Annotated in this window: 18 protein-coding genes, 1 tRNA gene and 1 pseudogene; 12 read left to right on the top strand and 8 right to left on the bottom strand. The window is 37.9% G+C overall.

Annotated features, from left to right (window positions below; all coding sequences use genetic code 11):
* Window positions 1-10: 10 nt before the first annotated feature.
* Together ACWIX0_RS08310 and ACWIX0_RS08305 are read right to left on the bottom strand one after the other, a co-directional pair.
* The gene (locus tag ACWIX0_RS08310; protein ID WP_454173547.1) at window positions 11-700 is read right to left on the bottom strand and encodes a hypothetical protein; all 690 of its coding nucleotides are present in this window, start codon (window positions 698-700) and stop codon (window positions 11-13) included.
* Window positions 701-715: 15 nt separating this feature from the next.
* A complete protein-coding gene (locus ACWIX0_RS08305; protein WP_454173545.1) occupies window positions 716-838 on the bottom strand; it encodes a hypothetical protein in 123 nt (40 codons plus the stop codon).
* 173 nt (window positions 839-1,011) lie between these two features.
* Here ACWIX0_RS08305 and ACWIX0_RS08300 point away from each other — a divergent pair.
* From ACWIX0_RS08300 to thiH, 7 genes and pseudogenes are all read left to right on the top strand, one after another.
* Window positions 1,012-1,154 (top strand): annotated as a pseudogene (locus tag ACWIX0_RS08300) (IS1595 family transposase); the annotation flags it as partial.
* Window positions 1,155-1,697: 543 nt separating this feature from the next.
* The gene (locus ACWIX0_RS08295) at window positions 1,698-2,720 is read left to right on the top strand and encodes a polyphenol oxidase family protein (RefSeq protein WP_454173543.1); all 1,023 of its coding nucleotides are present in this window, start codon (window positions 1,698-1,700) and stop codon (window positions 2,718-2,720) included.
* Window positions 2,721-2,853: 133 nt separating this feature from the next.
* A tRNA-Ser gene (locus ACWIX0_RS08290) sits at window positions 2,854-2,941 on the top strand.
* Between the two features lie 82 nt (window positions 2,942-3,023).
* Window positions 3,024-3,215 carry a sulfur carrier protein ThiS gene (gene thiS / locus ACWIX0_RS08285; RefSeq protein ID WP_454173542.1) on the top strand — a complete coding sequence of 64 codons (192 nt, stop codon included), beginning with the start codon at window positions 3,024-3,026 and terminating at the stop codon, window positions 3,213-3,215.
* Window positions 3,216-3,242: 27 nt separating this feature from the next.
* Window positions 3,243-4,094: a thiamine biosynthesis protein ThiF gene (gene thiF / locus ACWIX0_RS08280; RefSeq protein WP_454173540.1), complete on the top strand. Its 852-nt coding sequence runs from the start codon at window positions 3,243-3,245 to the stop codon at window positions 4,092-4,094.
* A gap of 18 nt (window positions 4,095-4,112) precedes the next feature.
* Window positions 4,113-5,003, top strand: a complete 891-nt coding sequence (locus ACWIX0_RS08275) for a thiazole synthase (RefSeq protein WP_454173538.1) — start codon at window positions 4,113-4,115, stop codon at window positions 5,001-5,003.
* Between the two features lie 63 nt (window positions 5,004-5,066).
* Window positions 5,067-6,251, top strand: a complete 1,185-nt coding sequence (gene thiH / locus ACWIX0_RS08270; RefSeq protein WP_454173536.1) for a 2-iminoacetate synthase ThiH — start codon at window positions 5,067-5,069, stop codon at window positions 6,249-6,251.
* 130 nt (window positions 6,252-6,381) lie between these two features.
* Here thiH and ACWIX0_RS08265 read toward each other — a convergent pair whose 3' ends face one another.
* The 5 genes from ACWIX0_RS08265 to ACWIX0_RS08245 form a co-directional block, all read right to left on the bottom strand.
* A complete protein-coding gene (locus ACWIX0_RS08265) occupies window positions 6,382-7,377 on the bottom strand; it encodes a DUF2393 family protein (protein WP_454173534.1) in 996 nt (331 codons plus the stop codon).
* Window positions 7,378-7,380: 3 nt separating this feature from the next.
* Window positions 7,381-8,310 (bottom strand): bifunctional phosphoribosyl-AMP cyclohydrolase/phosphoribosyl-ATP diphosphatase HisIE, encoded by a 930-nt coding sequence (hisIE, locus tag ACWIX0_RS08260; RefSeq protein ID WP_454173532.1) that lies wholly within the window; start codon window positions 8,308-8,310, stop codon window positions 7,381-7,383.
* Between the two features lie 61 nt (window positions 8,311-8,371).
* Window positions 8,372-9,484, bottom strand: a complete 1,113-nt coding sequence (locus tag ACWIX0_RS08255) for a prohibitin family protein (RefSeq protein ID WP_454173530.1) — start codon at window positions 9,482-9,484, stop codon at window positions 8,372-8,374.
* 86 nt (window positions 9,485-9,570) lie between these two features.
* Window positions 9,571-10,512: a branched-chain amino acid transaminase gene (locus ACWIX0_RS08250; protein ID WP_454173528.1), complete on the bottom strand. Its 942-nt coding sequence runs from the start codon at window positions 10,510-10,512 to the stop codon at window positions 9,571-9,573.
* Window positions 10,513-10,592: 80 nt separating this feature from the next.
* A complete protein-coding gene (locus ACWIX0_RS08245; protein ID WP_454173526.1) occupies window positions 10,593-11,999 on the bottom strand; it encodes a DEAD/DEAH box helicase in 1,407 nt (468 codons plus the stop codon).
* A gap of 285 nt (window positions 12,000-12,284) precedes the next feature.
* Here ACWIX0_RS08245 and ACWIX0_RS08240 point away from each other — a divergent pair, with 285 nt between their 5' ends.
* The 4 genes from ACWIX0_RS08240 (at window position 12,285) to ACWIX0_RS08225 (ending at window position 17,824) form a co-directional block, all read left to right on the top strand.
* Entirely contained in the window at window positions 12,285-15,923 is a 3,639-nt protein-coding gene (locus ACWIX0_RS08240) for a type IIG restriction enzyme/methyltransferase (RefSeq protein ID WP_454173525.1), read from the top strand.
* Window positions 15,924-16,100: 177 nt separating this feature from the next.
* Window positions 16,101-17,165, top strand: a complete 1,065-nt coding sequence (locus ACWIX0_RS08235; protein WP_454168186.1) for a hypothetical protein — start codon at window positions 16,101-16,103, stop codon at window positions 17,163-17,165.
* Window positions 17,152-17,463 (top strand): hypothetical protein, encoded by a 312-nt coding sequence (locus ACWIX0_RS08230; RefSeq protein WP_454168185.1) that lies wholly within the window; start codon window positions 17,152-17,154, stop codon window positions 17,461-17,463. The genes ACWIX0_RS08235 and ACWIX0_RS08230 overlap by 14 nt, the downstream gene beginning before the upstream one ends.
* Window positions 17,464-17,470: 7 nt before the next feature.
* Window positions 17,471-17,824: a hypothetical protein gene (locus ACWIX0_RS08225; protein WP_454168184.1), complete on the top strand. Its 354-nt coding sequence runs from the start codon at window positions 17,471-17,473 to the stop codon at window positions 17,822-17,824.
* Between the two features lie 29 nt (window positions 17,825-17,853).
* Here ACWIX0_RS08225 and ACWIX0_RS08220 read toward each other — a convergent pair whose 3' ends face one another.
* Entirely contained in the window at window positions 17,854-19,284 is a 1,431-nt protein-coding gene (locus tag ACWIX0_RS08220) for an SLC13 family permease (RefSeq protein WP_454173524.1), read from the bottom strand.
* A gap of 726 nt (window positions 19,285-20,010) precedes the next feature.
* Between ACWIX0_RS08220 and ACWIX0_RS08215 the strand changes: the two genes are divergently transcribed.
* A partial coding sequence (locus tag ACWIX0_RS08215) for a hypothetical protein (RefSeq protein WP_454173523.1) occupies window positions 20,011-20,214 on the top strand: 204 nt, incomplete at its 3' end.

Genomic DNA, 20,214 nt, shown 5'->3' with positions numbered 1-20,214 from the left:
ATCCTTAAATCTACAAATATCGAATTTTATCACACAAATCATATTTCCCTGCTTTGCCTTGCGAATCCAACGCCTCCGCACTTCTCTCACGCAAAATCGCTAAAAATTTTCCTATGTCTTGAATTTCGTTATTTTTGGTAATTGAATATGTTTTAGAATGCTTAAAATTAAATCCACTATATTTTTTATCTATATCATCGCATACGCGAAATTGCCAATGATTTTCAAGAGTCCCGTTTCCACCGATAAGGTGTGCTGCTAGAGAAAAGCTCCCATAGGGATACAATCTTTTTTTACGCCACAATCCAAGTAGATGAGTAGCCATTACAAACATACCTTTATTGGTTAAAAAGATTTGATTGCGTGGCATTATAAACAATATATTGATGGCACAAAAAGAAAAAATAATAATACAAACATAAGACATCAATACAATTATAAGCCAAAGAAGTATGTTACACATATTGCTAATTTTTGTCAAAAGACAAAAATGCTTTGTAATCATAGTCCATATATTATCAAGCGTGGGGAGTAAAAACTCATCGTTTAAAAAATAAGCAAAATATACAAAAACGCAAGTGGCTATTATCCAGCTAACCCTATCTAAGATTCTTGAAAAGCGATTAAATGGCTTTTTTGGAAACTCGTATTTAAACTCATAAATCACTTCTCCATAAGGCGATTTGTCGTAATTATCCATCACAAATCCTTAAATCTACAAATATCGAATTTTATCACACAAATCATATTTCCCTGCTTTGCCTTGCGATTCTAATGCCTCCGCACTTCTCTCACGCAAAATCGCTAAAAGTTTTGGCTCAATCCAACTTAATCTCACATAAAGGAGTCTTAAGTTATGATGTCAGCGATAAAAAACAAGTATATTGATACATAATAAAAACCTTTGCAAGAATTTAAGAGGCTGAGAGAATCAAAAACAAGATAGATTAAAAAAAAGATTCTTAAATATGTTTCTACTTCGCTTACACTCTTAGCTTTGCAAGAAGTCTTGATATTGAAGCTGTTAAAATTGCAAAATTAAGCAAAATTTCTCGCCAAAGTATCAATAAAATCATCAAAATATTAGAATCTTAATCGCAAAAGAATGTGAGAAAACTTCCAAAATGCAAGGCGAAATTTAAGTTGATGAAAGCAATCTTTTAATATAGATTTTGGGTGCTAAAAGAGTAAGAGGCAAAAGATGGCGAGGAGCAGGTAAAAAAGTTTTCGATTCTATTGAAATGATTTTTTTTATCCAAAACAAACTTATTGTGGCTATTTTTACTCAAATAATGAGCTTTTACTTCAAAATCTACTAACACTTCATACGCCCAAAAACAAGCACTAAAAAATCTATCTCGCCTATATTATTTAAGCCCGCATTATAGGCAAAAGATATTCTGCTAACCAATTCTTTACAAGTTGTGTGTAGACGCAATTATTTTGTTTAAACATTCCAAGCGAATGTGTTTTGCCCCGCTACCCTGCCTTTTTCCTCGCGTTCTTCTAGCTCCCAAAGAGTTTTTCATCAATCTCTATTGTTTTTCCTAAAAATCCTTGAATGAATGATATTTTTGTTTTTTATATGTGCAACTTTAATTTAAGACTTCTTTGCCTGCGATTAAGTTTGATTGATTGAGTTAAAAATATTGTAAAATCCACCAAAGAATTTCTAAATCCATCACATAGGGCAAAAAATGCCAATCCAAACAATTCTAGACACAGGCAAAATCTGCAACAATACAAACAGCACAAGCAACACGAACGACAAAACTATTTTTTACTCAAGCGAGCAAAGCCCGCTTTTTAGGGATAGTGGCGTGTATTTTGTGCTTAGCTCTAGGCTAGGTGGAGTAAGCAAGACTCCTTATAATAGCCTAAATCTAGGACAAAACACAGGCGACAACCTCCAACATATCAAGCAAAATCGCGCACAAATCCTCGCTAAATATTTTCCACAAAAAACACTTATTTTTTGCAATCAAGTGCATTCTAATACGATTTTGACAGCATATCAAAGCCACGATAAAAACTTCACTAATGAGAATCTGCTGCGTAATAATTTAAATAATAATTTGGGCAATAATGGTGAGATTTTGCAATATTTGTCAAATCAAAAATTGCCAAACCAAAATTCACAAAATCTAAAAGAGTATTTATTAAAAGAGCAAAATTTAGGGCAGGGCGATGGTATTTTTTGTCATTATGACAAACATATTGTCGCGCTTATTTTGGTAGCTGATTGCAATCCTGTGTTGCTTTTTGATAGGGAAAATAATGCCTTTGTGGCAATCCACGCTGGCAGGGCTGGGGTATGTCAAAAAATCCTTACTAATGGCGTTGATAAGCTACTAAAAAATGGCGCGAAAATCCAAAATATACTTGTTTTTATCGGTGCTTCGATTCGGTCTTGTTGCTATGAAGTGGGTGGAGATTTGGCAGAAAAAATAGTGCGAGATTTTGGCACAAAATATGTAGAAAAAAGAGAGGGGAAATATTTTTTGGACTTAGTCTCTATGCTACTAGATGAGTGCGAGGAAGCGGGGATTTTGCCCAAAAATATTGAAGTATTGCAAAAATGTAGTTGCTGTGAGGATAGTCTTTTTTCTTATCGCAGAGCGGTGCAAGATTTACGCAAAAATGCACAGGACAAAGCTTTTGTAAATAGCGCGAAAACGGGTAGGTTTGGACTTTTTGTAAGTTTTAAAAAAGAAAATTAACTAACCAAATCATAAATGTTGTTTAAAATATTATTCCTGCAAATATGCGTAAAAATTGCTTATTTTGGTATATAATAGCGACTTTTAGCATTGGCAATATCTAGTATCTATAAACACACAAAACTTAGTAAATAGAGAGGTGTCCGAGTGGTTGAAGGAGCACGCCTGGAACGCGTGTAAAGTGCAAGCTTTCGAGGGTTCGAATCCCTTCCTCTCTGCCATATTGTAAAATCTATCAATATTGTAAAAATTTCAAAAAAACTCCCAAAATTTTTTAGATTTTAGGGATTTTAAGGATTTGTTATGTGTATCAATGGCGAGAATTTTACCCACGATAGCCTTAGCCTACTAGAATATGCAAAACTAAAAGGGATAAATTTAGAGCTAATCGCTTTAGAGCTAAATGGCAGGATAATCCCAAAAGATGAATTTAGCAATATCGTTTTTAAGCAAGGCGATAAAGTCGAAATCCTTAGCTTCGTAGGCGGTGGCTAAAAAGCAAAATCTAACAAAGCAACTCAAATGAAAAACAACCTAAAAAACATACTTTTTAATGGCAAAAAATATCAAACCGATAAGGCGGATTCTGCTAGCTTTTTTGCTAGTCAAATTTGCAAGCAAGATAACGAGTGGCAAGATAGTGTGTGGATAGTCAATGGCTTTGCAACCAAAGAGCCAAAAGTGCTAGAAAATGGCGATGAGCTATGGTGCATAAAAAAGGGGGAAATGCCACCACAAGACGCGCTAGAATCAATGATGAGCGCGCGCCACACGCCCAAAGTCCATAACGCGCTAAAGCAATCAAAAGTCGCAATCTGTGGGCTTGGCGGGCTTGGCTCACATATCGCTATAATGCTTGCTAGAAGCGGACTAGGGCATTTGGTGCTGATTGATTTTGATATTATCGAGCCTAGCAATCTAAATAGGCAGGCTTACAATATCGATGATTTAGGCAAGCCAAAGACGCAAGCCTTGCAAGCGCATATAAAAGCGATAAATCCATTTATCACCACGCAGATTTTCACCCAAAAAATCGAATCTAGCAATATAAAATCATTTTTTAATGGCTGTCAAATCGTGTGCGAAGCGTTTGATAATCCCTATGCTAAAGCGATGTTAGCACAGCATTTTCACGCGCATTTTCCAGATTCTGTATTGATATGTGCGAGCGGGTTAGCAGGATTTGGCGAGTCAAACGCGATTAAGACGCATAAAATCAATGATAGATTTTATGTTTGCGGGGATTTATCTAGCGCGGCAGGCTATGGCAGGGGGCTTATGAGTCCGCGTGTAAATATCTGTGCAGCCCATCAAGCAAACCTTGTGCTAGAGATTTTGTGCGCTAAAAATGGTATAAAAAATACGCAAAAATAATCAAAAAAAAGGCAAACAATGCAACAAATAAATGATAAAAAACCAACTTCTAATGCGCAACCTAATCTAAAATCTAGCAAAAATCTAACATCTACAAAATCCACCACAGCTAGTCAAAATCCCGCAGAATCTAGCGATATATTGCAACTTGGCAAGTATAGTTTTACTTCGCGTTTTATACTTGGCTCAGGCAAATATTCATTTCACATAATAGATTCTGCTATCAAAGAGGCTAGAGCGCAAATCATAACCCTTGCCTTGCGCCGCACAAATAGCGGTGGGATAGAAAATATCTTAGATTTTATCCCGCCAAAAATCACGCTACTGCCAAACACAAGCGGTGCTAGAAATGCAAATGAAGCCTTGCGCATTGCTAGATTGGCGCGTGAGATTTGCCATAGTGATTTAATCAAAATCGAAGTCATCAGCGATAGCAAATATCTTTTGCCCGATAACTATGAGAGTGCCAAAGCCACCGAAATGCTTGCAAAGGAGGGTTTCACTCCGCTTGTGTATATGTATCCAGAGCTATATGCGGCGCGAGATATGGCAAATGCAGGTGCGTGCGCGATAATGCCTCTTGGCGCACCTATTGGCACAAATAAAGGCTTGCAAACAAAGGCTTTTATAGAGATTTTGTTGCGTGAGATAGATTTGCCTATCATTGTAGATGCAGGGATTGGCTCTCCTTCTCAAGCCTGCGAGGCAATGCAAATGGGCGTAAGCGCGATAATGGCAAATACTGCGATTGCTAATGCAAATGATATTACGCTTATGGCGCGGGCTTTTAGGCTTGGCATAGAAGCGGGAAGGGCGGCTTTTTTAGCGGGCTTAGCGGTAGAATCTAGCCCTAGTGCGTCTTCGCTTCTTAGCGATATTTCGCCACTTACAAGCTTTTTGCAAGATTAAAGATTGATGGCAAAAATATTTATGAGATTTTAAGCGATTTAGCTTAGAAAATGAGGAAATAAAATGGTAAATTCTGCGAGCGTGTGGGAATTTCAAAACCAAATGCAACAAATAGATTCTAATATTTTAGAATCTGTGCTAAAAATAAGAGAATCTTATAACCCAAATGCCTACACCAAAAAAGAAGTAGAATTAGCACTTAGCAAGAGTTTTTTAGAAGTTAGCGATTTATGCGCGTTGCTAAGCATAGAAGCAGAATCTATGCTTGAAGTTTTGGCAAAAGAATCACAAAAGCGCGTCCAAGCATATTTTGGAAATTCTATTAGCGTTTTTACGCCATTGTATCTTAGCAATCATTGTGCGAGCAAATGCGTGTATTGCGGGTTTCAAAAAGGCAATAAAATCAAACGCGCAAAGCTAGAAGTAGATGAAATCCAAGCCGAGCTAGAAATCATCGCAAAAAGTGGTTTAAAAGAGATTTTGTTTCTTTGTGGCGAGGGTAGAGAATACGCAAGCATAGACTACATAGCTAATGCCTGCAAGATAGCAAGGGAGTATTTTAGTGTCATAGGAGTAGAAATTTACGCACTAAATATCGATGAATACGAGATTTTGCGCAAAAATGGTTGCGATTTTGTAACGCTATTTCAAGAGACTTACTGCCCAAAAAAATACGCTAGAATCCACATAGAAGGCGAAAAAAGAGCCTTTGCATATCGATTTTACGCACAAGAGAGGGCATTGCTAGCGGGAATGAGAGGGGTTGGATTTGGCTCTTTGCTTGGCATAGATGATTTTCGCAAAGACGCGCTAGCTTGCGCTTTGCACGCATATTTTTTGCAACGCAAATACCCTCACGCAGAAATCGCCCTATCAATCCCGCGACTGCGACCCATCATAAATAACCCCAAAATCCACCCAAAAGCCGTTACGGAGTCTAGGCTTTTGCAAGTGCTTTGTGCGTATCGATTATTTTTGCCTTATGCTAGTATTACCATTTCTAGCAGGGAGGGGGAGAGATTTCGCAACAATGCCATAAAACTAGGCGCAAACAAAATCTCCGCAGGCGTATCAGTCGCCATAGGCGAGCGAAGTGCGCTAGAGAGAAAATCGCTAGGACAGCAAGAAGCGAGCAAAAAAGGCGATGAGCAATTTAGCATAAGCGATAATCGCAGTGTGGCAGAGATTCTAGCAATGCTTAAGAAATCTAATCTCCAACCCGTAATGAGTGATAGCGTGTTTGTGTAGTTTGTGTAGTGTTTGTAGTTGATTTAAGCGTGGGTTTGTGTTTTTTACTTGGTTTTTTACTTGTTTGATTGGCGTGAAAAATGTCTTGTTTTATCGCAAATGCGGATAATGTGTCAGTGTCGCATAAATGCTAATGACAGCTGATTTGTACGCCGTAGTTTTCATCATATTTATAATCTCGTATGATTCCTTGCCAGCGGACTTTTTTGTTGTATGTAAGCGGGGTTTCTAGCTCTAGCACCTCTACAAATGCGTCAATAGGGACTAGATAATCTAGGATTTTGTAGGCTTTGAGGGCGTATGGTGAGGGAGGTTTGGGGGTTTTTGGTTTTTTGGGCTTTTTGTTTTCTTGGGATTTGTTAGATTCTTGGGATTGTATTTCAGCGTTTGTAGATTCTTTAGATTCTTGCGTTTGAGGCTCTTTAGAATCATCGTTGTTTTCTTGCCCTGTTTGTGATATTTGCGTATTTTGCGCGATTTTGGATTGGTTTAAAGATTCTTGCGTGGGCTTGGTAGAATCTTGCTTTGTGCTAGAATCCGCCATATCTTGCGTGGTATTTACTTGACTAGATTCTGCCTTGTCTTGTTGGTTAGAATCCATAGCTATATTAGACTGCGCGCTTGTTTTTGTGTTTGATTCTTCATTTGATTTTGTATTTGATTCCACATTTGATTCTATGCTTGATTCTGTTTGGCTAGATTCTATCTCGCTAGATTTTGCGCTAGTTTTTGGTTTTTTTATTATATTTGCCCCCGCTCGTTTTGGGATAACGGTTAGTAAGCATTCTCTGATAGGTAGTTTTGCTTTGCTAGTGATTTCTATATCGTAGTTAAACCCTGTGGTATAGACAAATGGGCGAAACTTGTCATAGCGCACTTCTATGGGGTAGATGATTTTTTGAGAGATTTGGGAAATGCCATAGGGGATACATAGCAAAATTGCCGTTTCTATGAGAAAAAATATAAAAAGTATGCGTCTAAAATGCCAAAACACAAGCGACAAAAAAAAGAAAAACACAAAGACTAAAAAAAGTAGCATAAATACGCCTAGCTCAACTACCGTGATATGCTCTGCTATGGCGAGAAGCATAGCTTTTAGCGGGGCAAAAGATAGCGGGGGATACATTATTTATTTGCCTTTGTTGATTTGGTTTTTTTGGATATTTTTGGTGGGTTTGCTAGATTTTGCTTTATTGCTAGCTTTTGTTGTGGTTTTTGATTTTGCGCTAGATTTTGTTCGGCTTGCTTTTTCTGCTAATCCACTACAATTAAACCGCCTTGCTAGCTCGTTTTTTACTTGCTCGGGGTGGATATTGTGCTTGGCTAGGGCGACAAGGCTATGATATAGCAAATCCGCACATTCATAGACTAGATGAGAATGTGGATTTTGGGATTTGGTGGTGGTAGAATCTATTTTAGATTTTTTAGTAGATTTTGTGAAGCTATCTTGTTTGCAGTCTTTGTTAGCTTGCGAATTTTTGTCGCTTGTATCAATGCTATTTAAAAAGTCGCAATCTTTCAACGCTAGGGCTACTTCGCTAGCCTCTTCGATGATTTTTTTTGCGATAGTATCTGTGCCTTTTTGATAAAGCATAGCGGTGTAGGAAGTTTTGGGATTTGCGTTTTTGCGCTCCAAAAGCGTGTGGTATAAATCATCAATGACACCATAATTAACGCCATAATTTGGATTTGATTTTGGGGCGGATTTTACGCTAGATTTATCAAAATCTATTTCTCTAAAAAAGCAACTTTTTTGCCCCGTGTGGCAGGCGACACCTTTTTGCTTTATAAGAAATACAAGCGCGTCATTATCGCAATCAATTAGGATTTTTTGCACGATTTGGAAATGTCCGCTTTGCTCGCCTTTTTTCCAAATGCGATTCTTAGAGCGCGAAAAATAGTGCATCTCTCCGCTTTGCAAAGTAAGATTTAATGCTTTTTTATCCATAAAAGCTAGCATTAAGACTTGCTTTGTGTCGCTATCTTGTGCGATAGCGGGGATAAGCGGGGAAGTATCCCAATCAAAAAGAGAGAGAATCTTTTGGATTTTTTGAGCCATTTACTTCCCCTTATTTTTAGGCATTTAGATTTTGCAAAAAGCGATTATTATGACAAAATCATTATTTGCTTATGACAGAATTTTGCTGTTTGCTTTTGCTATCTACCCAAATATTTGGGACTGCACCACCGGGTGTTAGAAATATTTGTGCGTCTTTATTTTCTTTTAATGCTTCGTTAAATTTGCCCTGCATTTCGATTTGACGAAGTTCTAAAAGTCTTTGAGATAGGCTATCATTTACAAGTCGGTTTGCTTGTGATTGCCCTTTTGCCTCGATTTCTAGGGAATCCGCCTTACCTTTTGCCCTCTCACGCAAAGCATTTGCTTCTTCTTTGGCTTTTTGGGCATCTCTTTTTGCTAGCTCGACACCTTCGATTCGAGATTTTACTTCTTCGGGCAGGACGATTTCGCGTAGTTGGATAGATTCTAGTTTTACGGGTTGATTTGGCACGGCATCTATGCTGTTTTTAAAGCCATTATAAATAAGGCTTGCCACTTCATCACGCTTGGTAGGGAGCTCTTCGGTTGGATATTTGCCCACCGCGCTTCGCACGATGTCGCGGATAACAGGATTGATTAGCTTTTGTTCCCACGCAGTCCCGTAGTTTGCTATCGTAAAAGGCACTTTGGCTTCATCTAAACGATATTGCACAGTTAGCTCGATAGAAATCGTCATACCGCTTGTATCCATAACATTGATTGCTTCATTTCGCAATATGCTTTGGTTTTTACCGACATTGCCCATATCTTCTCGGCTAGTAAAATTTAGCGTGCGCACCTTTGTGTCAATGATAATGACATCTTGAAAAATAGGCACAAAAAAATGCAGACCCGGCTTCATAGGATGCTCATAATCATACGCACCCATCGTTACTTTGATACCTGTTTCGCCAGAATTTACCACCACAAATGGTCGCGCCATCACAAAGAGTAGTACGGCGATTATGCCTACGATTGCATAGGTTACAAAGCGAGAATTTAGCACATTTGGCGGAATACCAAAATTTGTATTAAAATTTGGCGGAAATGGATTTTTGCCACCATTTCTGTTGTCATTATCTTGGTTGCCATTATTTCCGTTGTTTGCATTGTTGCGTGGATTTTCGTTATGTTGGTTGTTTGTGCCATTATTGGCATTTTTCCGTTTCAAGTGTTCGTTTAAGTCAATCGGCATTAGATTCTCCTTTTGGATTTAGATTTTATTTATGCGTTTGCAAGGGTATCAATTTATAGCTAATATCTTGTTTTATCAACTATAACTTAATCAATAAAAGTAAGATAATGGGCGTATTTTGGATTCTCGCCGTTTATGATTTTGTTAAACTCTGCTTGGAGTTTTTTGGTGATTGCTCCTGCCTTGCCCTCGCCACTTCGCACGCCTATGGGGTAGAAATCCACCTCTCTTATGGGCGTGATTTCTGCGGCTGTGCCTGTGAAAAACGCCTCATCAGCGATATAGACTTCATCACGCGTGATATTGCGCTCCACCACCTCGATGCCCAAATCACGGGCGATTTCTATGGTGGTGGCTTGGGTGATAGATTCTAAAGTGTAGTCGTGTGGCGGGGTGATGAGCTTGCCATCTCGCACGATGAAAAAGCACTCCCCGCTTCCCTCACTCACAAACCCGCTCTCATCAAGCAACAACGCCTCTTCACACCCGCACGCAATCGCCTCGTATTTCGCCATTTGAGAGTTGAAATAATTTGCCGCAGCTTTTGCCTTGCCCATCGAGCTTTTGACAGAATTTCGCGCAAAAGAGCTCATTTTGACTTTGATTCCGTTGTTTATGCCATCTTCGCCAAGATATGCGCCCCACTCCCACGCGGCGATAGCAGTCTCCACAGGCGCGTTTGCGTGATACACGCCCATAACGCCATAACCCAAGTAGATAAATGGACGGATATACACATTGCCATTATAGTCTGCCTTGTTTGCGCGCAACAAGTCAATATGCGCTTGCTTTAGCTCCGCTAAATCGTAAGGGCAGTTGATACGAGCAATTTTTGCAGAATTTAACAATCGCTTGCAATGGTCATCAAGCCGAAAAATCGCCAATCCCTTTGGCGTCATATATGCCCTAGTGCCTTCAAACACGGCATTTCCATAATGAATAGTATGGCTTAAAATATGTGTGGTAGCGTCTTTCCACGCGATGAGTTTGCCATTTTTCCAAATGTAGCTCGATTCTTTTAGTGCCATTTTTGCTCCTTTTATGTAGATTTTGTTTTATGAGATTTAAGCCATCTGCAAGTAGAGGTTTAATTCCTAGAATGCTTAGACTAAGGGTTATGCCTATTGTTTTTGTGGCTTTTTCTTAGTTTGTTATATGGTTTTGGGTGGTTAGGCTTGCTAGAATCTTTTTTTGTTGGGCTAGATGATTGTGGCATTTGTGGGAGTTTTGGCATTTCTGCTTTGTCTAAATAATGCGTTAAAAGTTTTAAGCAAAGCTGACTTAGCTCGATTTCATTGCTTATGCGTGAATACGCCTCTATCGCCTTATTTGAAATTTTTGTTTCTAGTAGTTTATTTAGTCCTTGTGCGGGGTCGATAGGCACTTCAAACAATTCTAATTTAGAGCCTACATCATCTTGGATTCGTTGCAATTCTTTATATTCTAGTGGGCTTACAAGCGTGATAGCAACGCCCTTTTTGCCCGCACGCCCTGTGCGTCCTATGCGGTGGATATAGCTTTCTGGATTTAGCGGTATGTGATAGTTAAACACATGGCTTACATTCCTAATATCTAGTCCGCGACTTGCCACATCGGTTGCGACTAGGATTGGCGTGCGTTTTTTTTCGGTATTTCGTCCTTTAAATGCGTTTATCGCCTCTCGCCTAGCCCTCTGGTCTAAATCCCCGTGCAACGCCACAGAATCATATCCTTGCGCGTGTAAAAATTCATTTAGATTGTCTGCTTCTTTTTTGGTGCGAGTGAAAATGATAGATGAGGTGGGATTTTGCGTATCAAGCAGGCGGATTATGGCTTCATTGCGCTCATTTTCATTGATGACATAGTATTTTTGGGTAATGTCGTGGTTTGTTACTTCTGCGGGTGCGATTTTGATTTTGGTGGGGTTTATTAGCAGTTTGTCAGCTAGCTCTTGGATAGGTTTTGGCATAGTCGCAGAAAAAAGCAACACTTGGATTTGCTCGGGCAAGTATGAAAAAATCTCTTCAATAGATTCTAAAAAGCCCATATCTAGCATTTCATCGCTTTCATCAAGCACGATGATTCTAGGGGCGAAGTTGCGCAAGCGATTGTTTTGCAAATGATCTAGCAATCTGCCCGGTGTGGCTATCATTATTTGTGGTTTTTTGTCTAAAAAGCTGATTTGGTGTTTGATATTTTGCCCGCCATACACGCATATTGTGCGTGTGCGACAAAATCTGCCTAGCTTAAATGCTTCATCGCTGATTTGGATAGCTAGCTCTCGTGTTGGAGTTATGATTAAAGCCTCGATTTCGCCGTTATTTTGTAGATTTTGCAGTATTGGCAGGACAAAAGCTGCGGTTTTTCCTGTGCCTGTTTGGGCTTGGGCGATGACATCGCCTCCTTTTAGCACGGCTGGTATGGCTTGAGATTGGATAGGGCTAGGAGTGCCAAATCCTGCGACTTGCACGCCTTTTAGCACGGATTTTTTAAGTCCCAAATCATCAAAACTTATTTGTTCTTTTTGTTCTTCCACTTTATTTTATTTCCTTATTATTTTATTTGAGTTTATGATTGTGTCTAATGTTTTTGAATTTGTAATTATACTTTTTCTCTCTTATAGTTTTATTAAATTTTAAGATAGAATGTAAAATATTGCCATAATCACAAGATCTTTTTGTGCAAACTTCTAAAAATGTCAGAGCGACAAATACACTCATTATGAAAATCTTAAATAGTCAAATTTTGCTAAAATTTCACAGCATAAATGCCTAAAAACTATTAAAAAATAACATTAAAAAACCAAAGGAGTTTTTTATCAATGCTTAAGTTTAATCCCGTTGCGCTAGAGAATCTAAATCCTATCTATGCCCAAGAGCCATTAGAAAAAACGCATTTAAGCGCGTTTGCAAATATTATCGCTACATATCTTTTAGCCGTGCAACATAAGCTAGAGCAAAATCTCATATCCACCAAATACAGCGAGCGCAATCTCGCTAGCAACGAGTTAGCGCAGTTTTTTAGCGCGCTAGGATTTGAAGCTATAAGCGAGCAAGAAAGTGGCGCATTAAATGCAAATAGCGCGATTGATTTAGCCCTCATAAAGCGCGACACAAAAGACACTTCAAACGCCACAAACGCGCATACAAAAGTCATCATAGAAGCAAAACTCCCCCAAAATCTCACTAAAAATAAACAATCGTTTAGCCCCCAAAATGTAAATTGCAAGGCATTGCACGAGGCGATTTTGTATTATTTGCGCGAAGTGTGTGAGAAGCAAAACTACGCGCTAGAATCTATCATCATCACGGATTTTACGCGCTTTTTTATTTTTAGCTACAAGGAGTTTGATAGGCTGTTTTTTAAAAATACCAAAATCAAAGAAGCATTTGCTCGCTACAAAAATGACACGAGCAGTTTTTATGCAAAGGCAAGCGATATTATAGATACGCTAAATGATGAATTGCAAGGAATCGCCCTTGATATTTCCACGCTAGATAATCTAAATCCACAAAATCTAACCCCCAAACATAAAAAATACCTAGAATTTCTATGCAAGATTTTCCATAAAGATTTTCTCTTTGGCGAATTTAACTTAAATAATCCGCTAAGCCCTAGATTTTATAATGAATTGCTCTATATTTTAGGGCTTGCTGAATACACCAAAAATGGCAAAATCCTAATCCTACCGAGCAAAGAAAGTAAAGAAGGGAAAAATACGCTTTATCACTTAATCACTTCTCACTTGCAAGCCCACGACACGCACAAAGCAAATGATTTAGATTTTGTGATGCAATATATTATTTTGTGGCTAAATAGAATCTTGTTTTTGAAGCTCATAGAGGCAAATCTCGTGCGCTTTAATGATGATAAAACTCTCTCATTTCTTAATAAATCCAAACTCAAAGATTATCAAGCCCTATCCCATTTATTTTTTGAGATTTTGGCAAAAGAGCATCATAAGCGCGATACAAGCTCGCCTTTATCTTACTTGCCACATTTAAATTCTAGCCTCTTTGAGAAGCAAGAATGCGAGGAAATCCTAGAAATCTCTATGCTTGATAATAACGCTACATTTTTCTACTACCCCACCACTCAAGTCAAAAAAGAAGGCAAGACAAAGGCTGGCAGTGTGAATCTGCTAGATTATATATTTGAGTTTTTGGATAGCTTTGATTATGGCAGTGGGGAGGCAGGCAAAAATAATGCGCGACATAGTGCGCGATTTGATAGTGTGGATTCTAGCAATGTCATCGAGCAAAAAGAGCTTATCAAAACAAATGTGCTAGGGCTAGTCTTTGAGAAACTAAATGGCTACAAAGAGGGGAGCTACTATACGCCAAATTTTATCACTAGCTATATGTGTCGCGTGAGTTTGGAGCAAGTCATCGTAGAGAAATTTAACGAAGCAAATCCTAAATGGAATGCCAAAAATCTCAATGACTTGCGTGAGCTAATCCGCGATGAGCGCGAGAGGAGGGAAGATTTTAAAAAGATTTTGCGTGAAATCAAAATCTGCGACCCTGCAGTAGGGAGCGGGCATTTCCTCGTCTCTGTGCTATGTGAAATGGTGCGTATTTATCATTACTTGCGACTAAGTGATGAGCTAAATGAATATGACTTGCGTATAGAAGATGATGAAATAATCATCTATGTGTCGCGTGATAAAGTCTTTGACTATCGTAAGCCAAGTAAGCCAAATGACAATAACCAAGCTATCCAAAAATCGCTCTTTCATCTCAAAAAGTGCATAATTGAGAGCAATCTCTTTGGCGTGGATATAAATCCAAATTCTGTGGAAATCTGCAAACTGCGATTATGGATAGAACTCCTAAAAAATAGCTATTATCTCACGCAGGGTGATGAGGGCTATGAGCCACATTTAAGCGTGCATTGCCACCAAATGCAAACCCTGCCAAATATCGATATAAACATAAAATGCGGAAACTCGCTCATAAGTCGCTTTGCCCTGCAAGATAGCCTGCGACATATCCCAAATATCGACAAGCAAATCAAAGACTACCAAAAGCTCGTCTTTGAGTATAAAAACTCTAGCCAAAGCGAGCTAAAGCCAAAGAAAAAAGACATAGAATCTAAAATCCAAAATCTAAAAGCGACATTTCGCCTCACGCTAAAAGACCCCAAAACCAAAAAAGAGCTAGAAAAAGCCTTAAAAAATCATATCCGTGATTTTGGGAATTTTTTGCTTGATGATGAGAGTTTGCTAGATGGACTAAGCGGGCAAATAGGCAATCTCTTTGCAGAGGCAAATCTAAGCGAAGAGGAGCAGGCAAAAGCCGCACAAAGCTATGCAAATATCAAGCTATTGCGACATAGGCTAGATTCTGTGCTAAGTGGTGCGGAGTATAAAGGCGCGTTTGAATGGCGTCTTGAGTTCCCCGAAGTTTTGGATAGCAACGGGGATTTTATGGGCTTTGATTTAGTCATTGGCAACCCACCGTATGGGAATCTCAACAAAGATTATCAAAAGCAACTTATAGAATCAAATTTTCCGCATTCGTATTTTGGCGAGATTAGCTCAAATTTTGCCGAGCTAGCACACACGCTTATTAAGCAAAAAGCACATTTTAGTTTCGTAACAAGTTACGCGCTTACTTTTTCATTGGCACAAAGCGGGCTTAGAAATCTTTTGCACTCAAACTACAAAAATATACAAATCTCATCGTATGATAGAGATGGCTCTCCGCAGTTTGACAAAATGTCTCAAAGCGTAAGTATTTTGTTTGCACATTCTAAGGGCGAAAATCAAAAAGCGGTTTTTCAAACAAGCAATTTTGTGCGACAAAAAATTCCGCACGAGGAGGTAGAATTTAGCCGCGTGAATGATTTGCTACTCATTGATAGCGAGCTAGGCAATGATTTTGCCACAAAGCATAGAATCCCAAAAATTGGCGGGCGTAAAAATTTAGAGATTTTGTGTTATTTGAAAAAATTGCCACACAAACTTGGCGATTTGTTTGGTGGCGATGAGTCGCTATACATACGCACAAGCGGGAATTATTGGTATAACGCGTTTTTAGAGATACCCTATAAAAGCACGGAAATCAAATCTTTTAGCGTGAAAAATAAATTTTTTGTGTTTTGTCTTATCAATTCAAATGTGTATTATTGGTGGTTACGAATCTATGGGGACGGCAGGCATAATAACAAAGATATTATGGATAGTTTTAGATTGCCAAAAATAGATTTGATACAAAAACATAATGATTTGTGGGAAAAGCTAGCACTAGCACATTGGCAAAAAATGCAAAGTGTATTTAACGCGCAACATAATTTTTTTGCTACTTCGCAAATCAAAGATTGCGTGGATATTTTGGATTATCATATTTGTTTGAAAGTTTTGGGGTTTGATATGGACATTTTAAAATATATTTGCGATTATGATAGCAATATACGCGGTGGAATAAAAGCGGATTTTAGGAAAATCAAGGATAAATAGAATCTAAAAAATCGCTGATAAAGTTGTGAATCTCGTGGAGGAGATTCTAGAATTTAAAGCACAAGGTAAAGAAATGATTAGCTTGGAGCAAGAAATCATAAACTCTTAAATTAAGAATTGTATAATACTACCGTTTGGATTTGGATTACATTCGTATAACATATCTAAGGATACAATTTGAAAAAAGTTTATCACTCAAGTAAATTTCGCCATTATTGCAATAAAATTCGCGCAAAATATCAAGAAAAAAGACATAGACAAATCATAAAAAAGTCAAAACTTAATAAAAACAACGAAGATAGAAACAAAGCATCTGACAAGGAATACGATTCATTAGAGCTTACTTTTTTAAATGTAAATAAACTTATTAAGGATGTAGAATTTTTAAAAAAGAAAAACAACTTTCGTATTAACTTTAAAAAATTAGACAGATTTGACTTAGGAATGTGCCTAATATTTACAAGCCTACTCAAAGAATTAAGAAAAATCAAAAAAACTTCTTTTGGATTTAGAAAAGAGCTAATGCCAAAGGACAAGAAAATAAAAAGTTTATTTATACAGACAGGAATTTTTGAAATACTATGCGACAAACCAATACACGACAAGTCTAATTTAGGTAAAATTCGTGTTTTAGAAGTTTATATAAATTCTCAACAAGAATTTAAAAAGGTTTTATTAAGAATATCAAATGAATTGATTGAGTATTCGTTACAACAGATAGGACACATCACCGACAAAGAAACTGCAAAAATGATATTAAACAAAATATTTTTAGAATTGTTGCTTAATGTGCAATCTCACTCAAAATCCTTAGAAAAAATGGTGTATCTAGCAGGTGAGGTTGAAAATAGTATTTTAAAGTTTGCTATTTTGGATAGTGGGATAGGTTTTGTGGGTTCAATAAAAGCTCGTAGCACAATTCTTGACAAGGGAAAAGAGATATTAACCAATTATGTTCAGATGATATTTGAAACAAATAAAGATAGAGACAGAGAGTATTCTGGGCAAGGATTTAGAAGAGGCAATGGAACAAGGCGATTGAAAGAGACGGTACAAAAGTGTGGTGGAAAATTACAAATTGTGTCAAAAAGAGATTTTTATGAACTAAAATACAATAATAATACGCTAAAATGTGAAACTCTCGTAAGGAAAGTAAATGAAAATCTTGCAATAGGCACTTTGATTAGCTTTGAATTGCCTGTTGTAGAATTTTTAAAAGGAGTGCAAAATGCAAGTGTTTGAATTTGATAAAAAATATACACGGACACCTTATGCAAGGAATAAAGAACACGACAAGGAAAAAAATGGGGAAGATTTTGAAAAAAATTATCTATCGAAATGGTTGCAAAATAAAGAAGAGGTATTGATTAAGGTTGAACATTTGGAATTGCCTTTTTCAGATTCTTTTGTGGATGCCAGCTTTTGCAAACTTATCCGTCAAAATAAAGTGGATTTTGACAAATATATACATATCAACAATCAAAGTCTGGACGAAAAAGATTTACTCAATACTATAAAAGAAGTTTTGGCTAGAGATTGATTTTAATATGGATAGCATTATTAACTTTGCTTCTGCGTTTGGTGGGGTAATAGGTGGTTGGCTTATTACACATATTTATCACAAAATCACACAACAAGATACACGTAAGCAAAGAATAAAAGACAAAATGGAGAAATTGCTTGAGGCTATACAATTTGCATACAAATCAAACGGTATAACGAGGAAAAACAAACTCCAGTACATAGTGTATATAAACATTAGAGACAGGAGAGATTTACTTGGAAGTAAATTGGTTGCAGAGCTTGAAGATTTGTTATTTAAAAATTCTGATGATAAAGATAGTGTGATTGTGGATATTAGACAATTATTCAAAAAATATTATCCAAAATATTTTGAATAACATTATTAAAATTTAAATTTGTAAAATCCCTACAAAAACCATCGCCAATACAGCATTGCAAAGGCAATGAGAAGCACGATTCCCACGCCACTTAGGCAAATCCCAAAGCGAAACATATCCCAAATCTTTATCCCACCCTTGCTAAAGACAATCGCATTTGGTGGCGTAGAAATAGGAAACATAAAGCTAAAGCCCACGCAAATGGTGGCTATAAGCATCACAAGGCTTTGCATTTGGGGGTCTAAAAAGCCCTTTGTAGAGGCAAAAATGATAGAGAGCAAAATCGCAATAAGCGCGGTGGAGCTAATAAACATACTTAAAGTCAGCACAAGCAGACACAAAAGCAAGATAAACACGAGGATTGGCAAACTTGAGAGGTAGCTAAAAATCGGCGCAAACGCGCTCCCCAAGCTCATCTCCGAAATCGCCATAGCCACGCAAAACCCCGCCCCAAACAAAAAGTTAATCTCATAGGGAATCTGCTTAGAATCTTCCCATTGCAAAAAGCCTAGCTTTGGCACAAACATAAGCAATCCAAAAAGAAGCAACACCGCATTTTCATTAAGCCCTAAGCCATTATAAATAGGCTTAATTGGGGAATTTAGTAGCAACAAAAGCAACAAACACCCAAGCATAACAAGCAATCGCTTATGCGCAAAACTCACGCTAATTTCTTTAAACACCTCGATTTGAAGCGTATCATTTGGCAAGCCAAAAGAGAGGATTTTCACCATTGCATAAAGCATTGTGATTGTGAGGGGGAGCATCATCATAATCCAAGTCATAAAGCCGATACCCTCAAACCCCACCGTCTCTAAAAAGCCGATAAAAATGAGATTTGGAGGTGTGCCAATAGGCGTGGTAATCCCGCTAATGCTCGCTCCAAACGCCACGCTAAGCAAAAAGCGCGTTTTTAGCACCTCATCATTTGACACGGACAACGCCACAGGGATAAGCAATAGCGCAACGGTGGAGTTTGAGAGCGCGCTACCTAACGCCACACTAGCCACGCCAAGCGCGGTAATCACGCCCTTTGGCGTGGGAGGGAAATGGCTTAGGAATGATTTGGCGATGATTCTATGCAAGCCAATTTTTTCCACCGCAGTGGCGAGCATAAAGCCACCCAAAAATAAAAAAATAATCGGGTTTGCGTAATTGCTCGCGGCGGATTTGACATCTAAAATCCCAAACGCGGGGAAAAGCACGATAGGCAGGAGCGAGACTATGCCAAGAGGCAGGGCTTGATTTGTCCATAGGATTATAAGCAGTGCGAGAATCCCCACAAACGCGCCCACCTGCACACTCGCATCAAAAGAAAAAATACTCACAAGCGCAGTGATAATCGCACATAAAAGCGCAAGCCCAAGCCCAAGCGAAATAGCAAACGCACCTTTGAGGGCAAATTTTGCGCTGTGCTCATTGCGTGCGTTATGCCGATTATGACGCCATCTTAGACGCATACTGCTCCTTTTTGTGATTTTTGAAGTATTGTTTTTTTGTCGCTGATTTTGTGTTTTTGTCAAAAATATAAAATCAAAATTATAGCAACATTTTTTAGGCTATCTAGGTGTTTTGTGTTGTGATAAACAAAAACAATGGCAAAAACTTAAAAAAGATTTTGGCTTGTGTATTGTTATTGAGATTATAGATTGCTATGCGGATTTTTAAATCCGATTCAAACGATGATTTATTGTTTTTAGGGCTTGTTTGTATTTTTGCTAGACTTTAGAGCTAAGATAGAAGTATCTAAACTTCCCCATCTCTTAGCACGATGGGTTTAAGAGGTAGGCAAAATCAAAAAAAAAAAAAACTCGTCATTGCGAGCCTTGCTTGCAAGGCGTGGCAATCTAAATCCCCACTCTCTTGCGGAGTTGGGATTAAGGGGGGTGGGTATCTTGTCGGATATAGGTTTCGCAAGAAAACGAAGTATCCAAAATCCATAAACCCCCCCCCCCCATAAAAACTCTAAAAACACCCCAAAAAAATGCCAAAAAAACACCAAAATCCACATAAAAAAATCTTTAAAATCCCAAACAAAATCAAAAAAAAAAAAAAAAAAGCAAAATCTATATTTTCACATTTAGATTCTGTTTTTTTTTTTTTTTTGTAGTATCGTTTTTTGCATAAAAATTTTATGGCTTATTTATTTTTGTCATTTATGCTAATTTTCATATTAAGGATAGTTTATGGGCAAGATAAATATTTCAATCAGTGTCGCTTTGGCTATGATTTTGCTAAGTGGGTGTTTTAAGCCCATTTTACTTGCAGAAGGTGCTGAAAATGTGGAGATGATAAGAGAATCTATACCTCAAGGTAATTGCAAAAAACTTGGCGAGGTGGAGGGATACTCAAAAGATATTTCAGGTATCGCTTCCCTAAAAAATATTAAA

It is taken from the genome of Helicobacter sp. T3_23-1059, assembly GCF_053654515.1.
Note: the sequence above shows the minus strand (reverse complement) of the source record. Positions and strands in the feature narration are given on the sequence as shown.

Bases quoted from the DNA above. Each gene is read 5' to 3' on its own strand.
- ACWIX0_RS08310 (WP_454173547.1), bottom strand. From the start codon at position 700: ATGGATAATTACGACAAATCGCCTTATGGAGAAGTGATTTATGAGTTT.
- ACWIX0_RS08295 (WP_454173543.1), top strand. From the start codon at position 1,698: ATGCCAATCCAAACAATTCTAGACACAGGCAAAATCTGCAACAATACA.
- thiS (WP_454173542.1), top strand. From the start codon at position 3,024: ATGTGTATCAATGGCGAGAATTTTACCCACGATAGCCTTAGCCTACTA.
- thiF (WP_454173540.1), top strand. From the start codon at position 3,243: ATGAAAAACAACCTAAAAAACATACTTTTTAATGGCAAAAAATATCAA.
- ACWIX0_RS08275 (WP_454173538.1), top strand. From the start codon at position 4,113: ATGCAACAAATAAATGATAAAAAACCAACTTCTAATGCGCAACCTAAT.
- thiH (WP_454173536.1), top strand. From the start codon at position 5,067: ATGGTAAATTCTGCGAGCGTGTGGGAATTTCAAAACCAAATGCAACAA.
- ACWIX0_RS08265 (WP_454173534.1), bottom strand. From the start codon at position 7,377: ATGTATCCCCCGCTATCTTTTGCCCCGCTAAAAGCTATGCTTCTCGCC.
- hisIE (WP_454173532.1), bottom strand. From the start codon at position 8,310: ATGGCTCAAAAAATCCAAAAGATTCTCTCTCTTTTTGATTGGGATACT.
- ACWIX0_RS08255 (WP_454173530.1), bottom strand. From the start codon at position 9,484: ATGCCGATTGACTTAAACGAACACTTGAAACGGAAAAATGCCAATAAT.
- ACWIX0_RS08250 (WP_454173528.1), bottom strand. From the start codon at position 10,512: ATGGCACTAAAAGAATCGAGCTACATTTGGAAAAATGGCAAACTCATC.
- ACWIX0_RS08240 (WP_454173525.1), top strand. From the start codon at position 12,285: ATGCTTAAGTTTAATCCCGTTGCGCTAGAGAATCTAAATCCTATCTAT.
- ACWIX0_RS08230 (WP_454168185.1), top strand. From the start codon at position 17,152: ATGCAAGTGTTTGAATTTGATAAAAAATATACACGGACACCTTATGCA.
- ACWIX0_RS08225 (WP_454168184.1), top strand. From the start codon at position 17,471: ATGGATAGCATTATTAACTTTGCTTCTGCGTTTGGTGGGGTAATAGGT.
- ACWIX0_RS08220 (WP_454173524.1), bottom strand. From the start codon at position 19,284: ATGCGTCTAAGATGGCGTCATAATCGGCATAACGCACGCAATGAGCAC.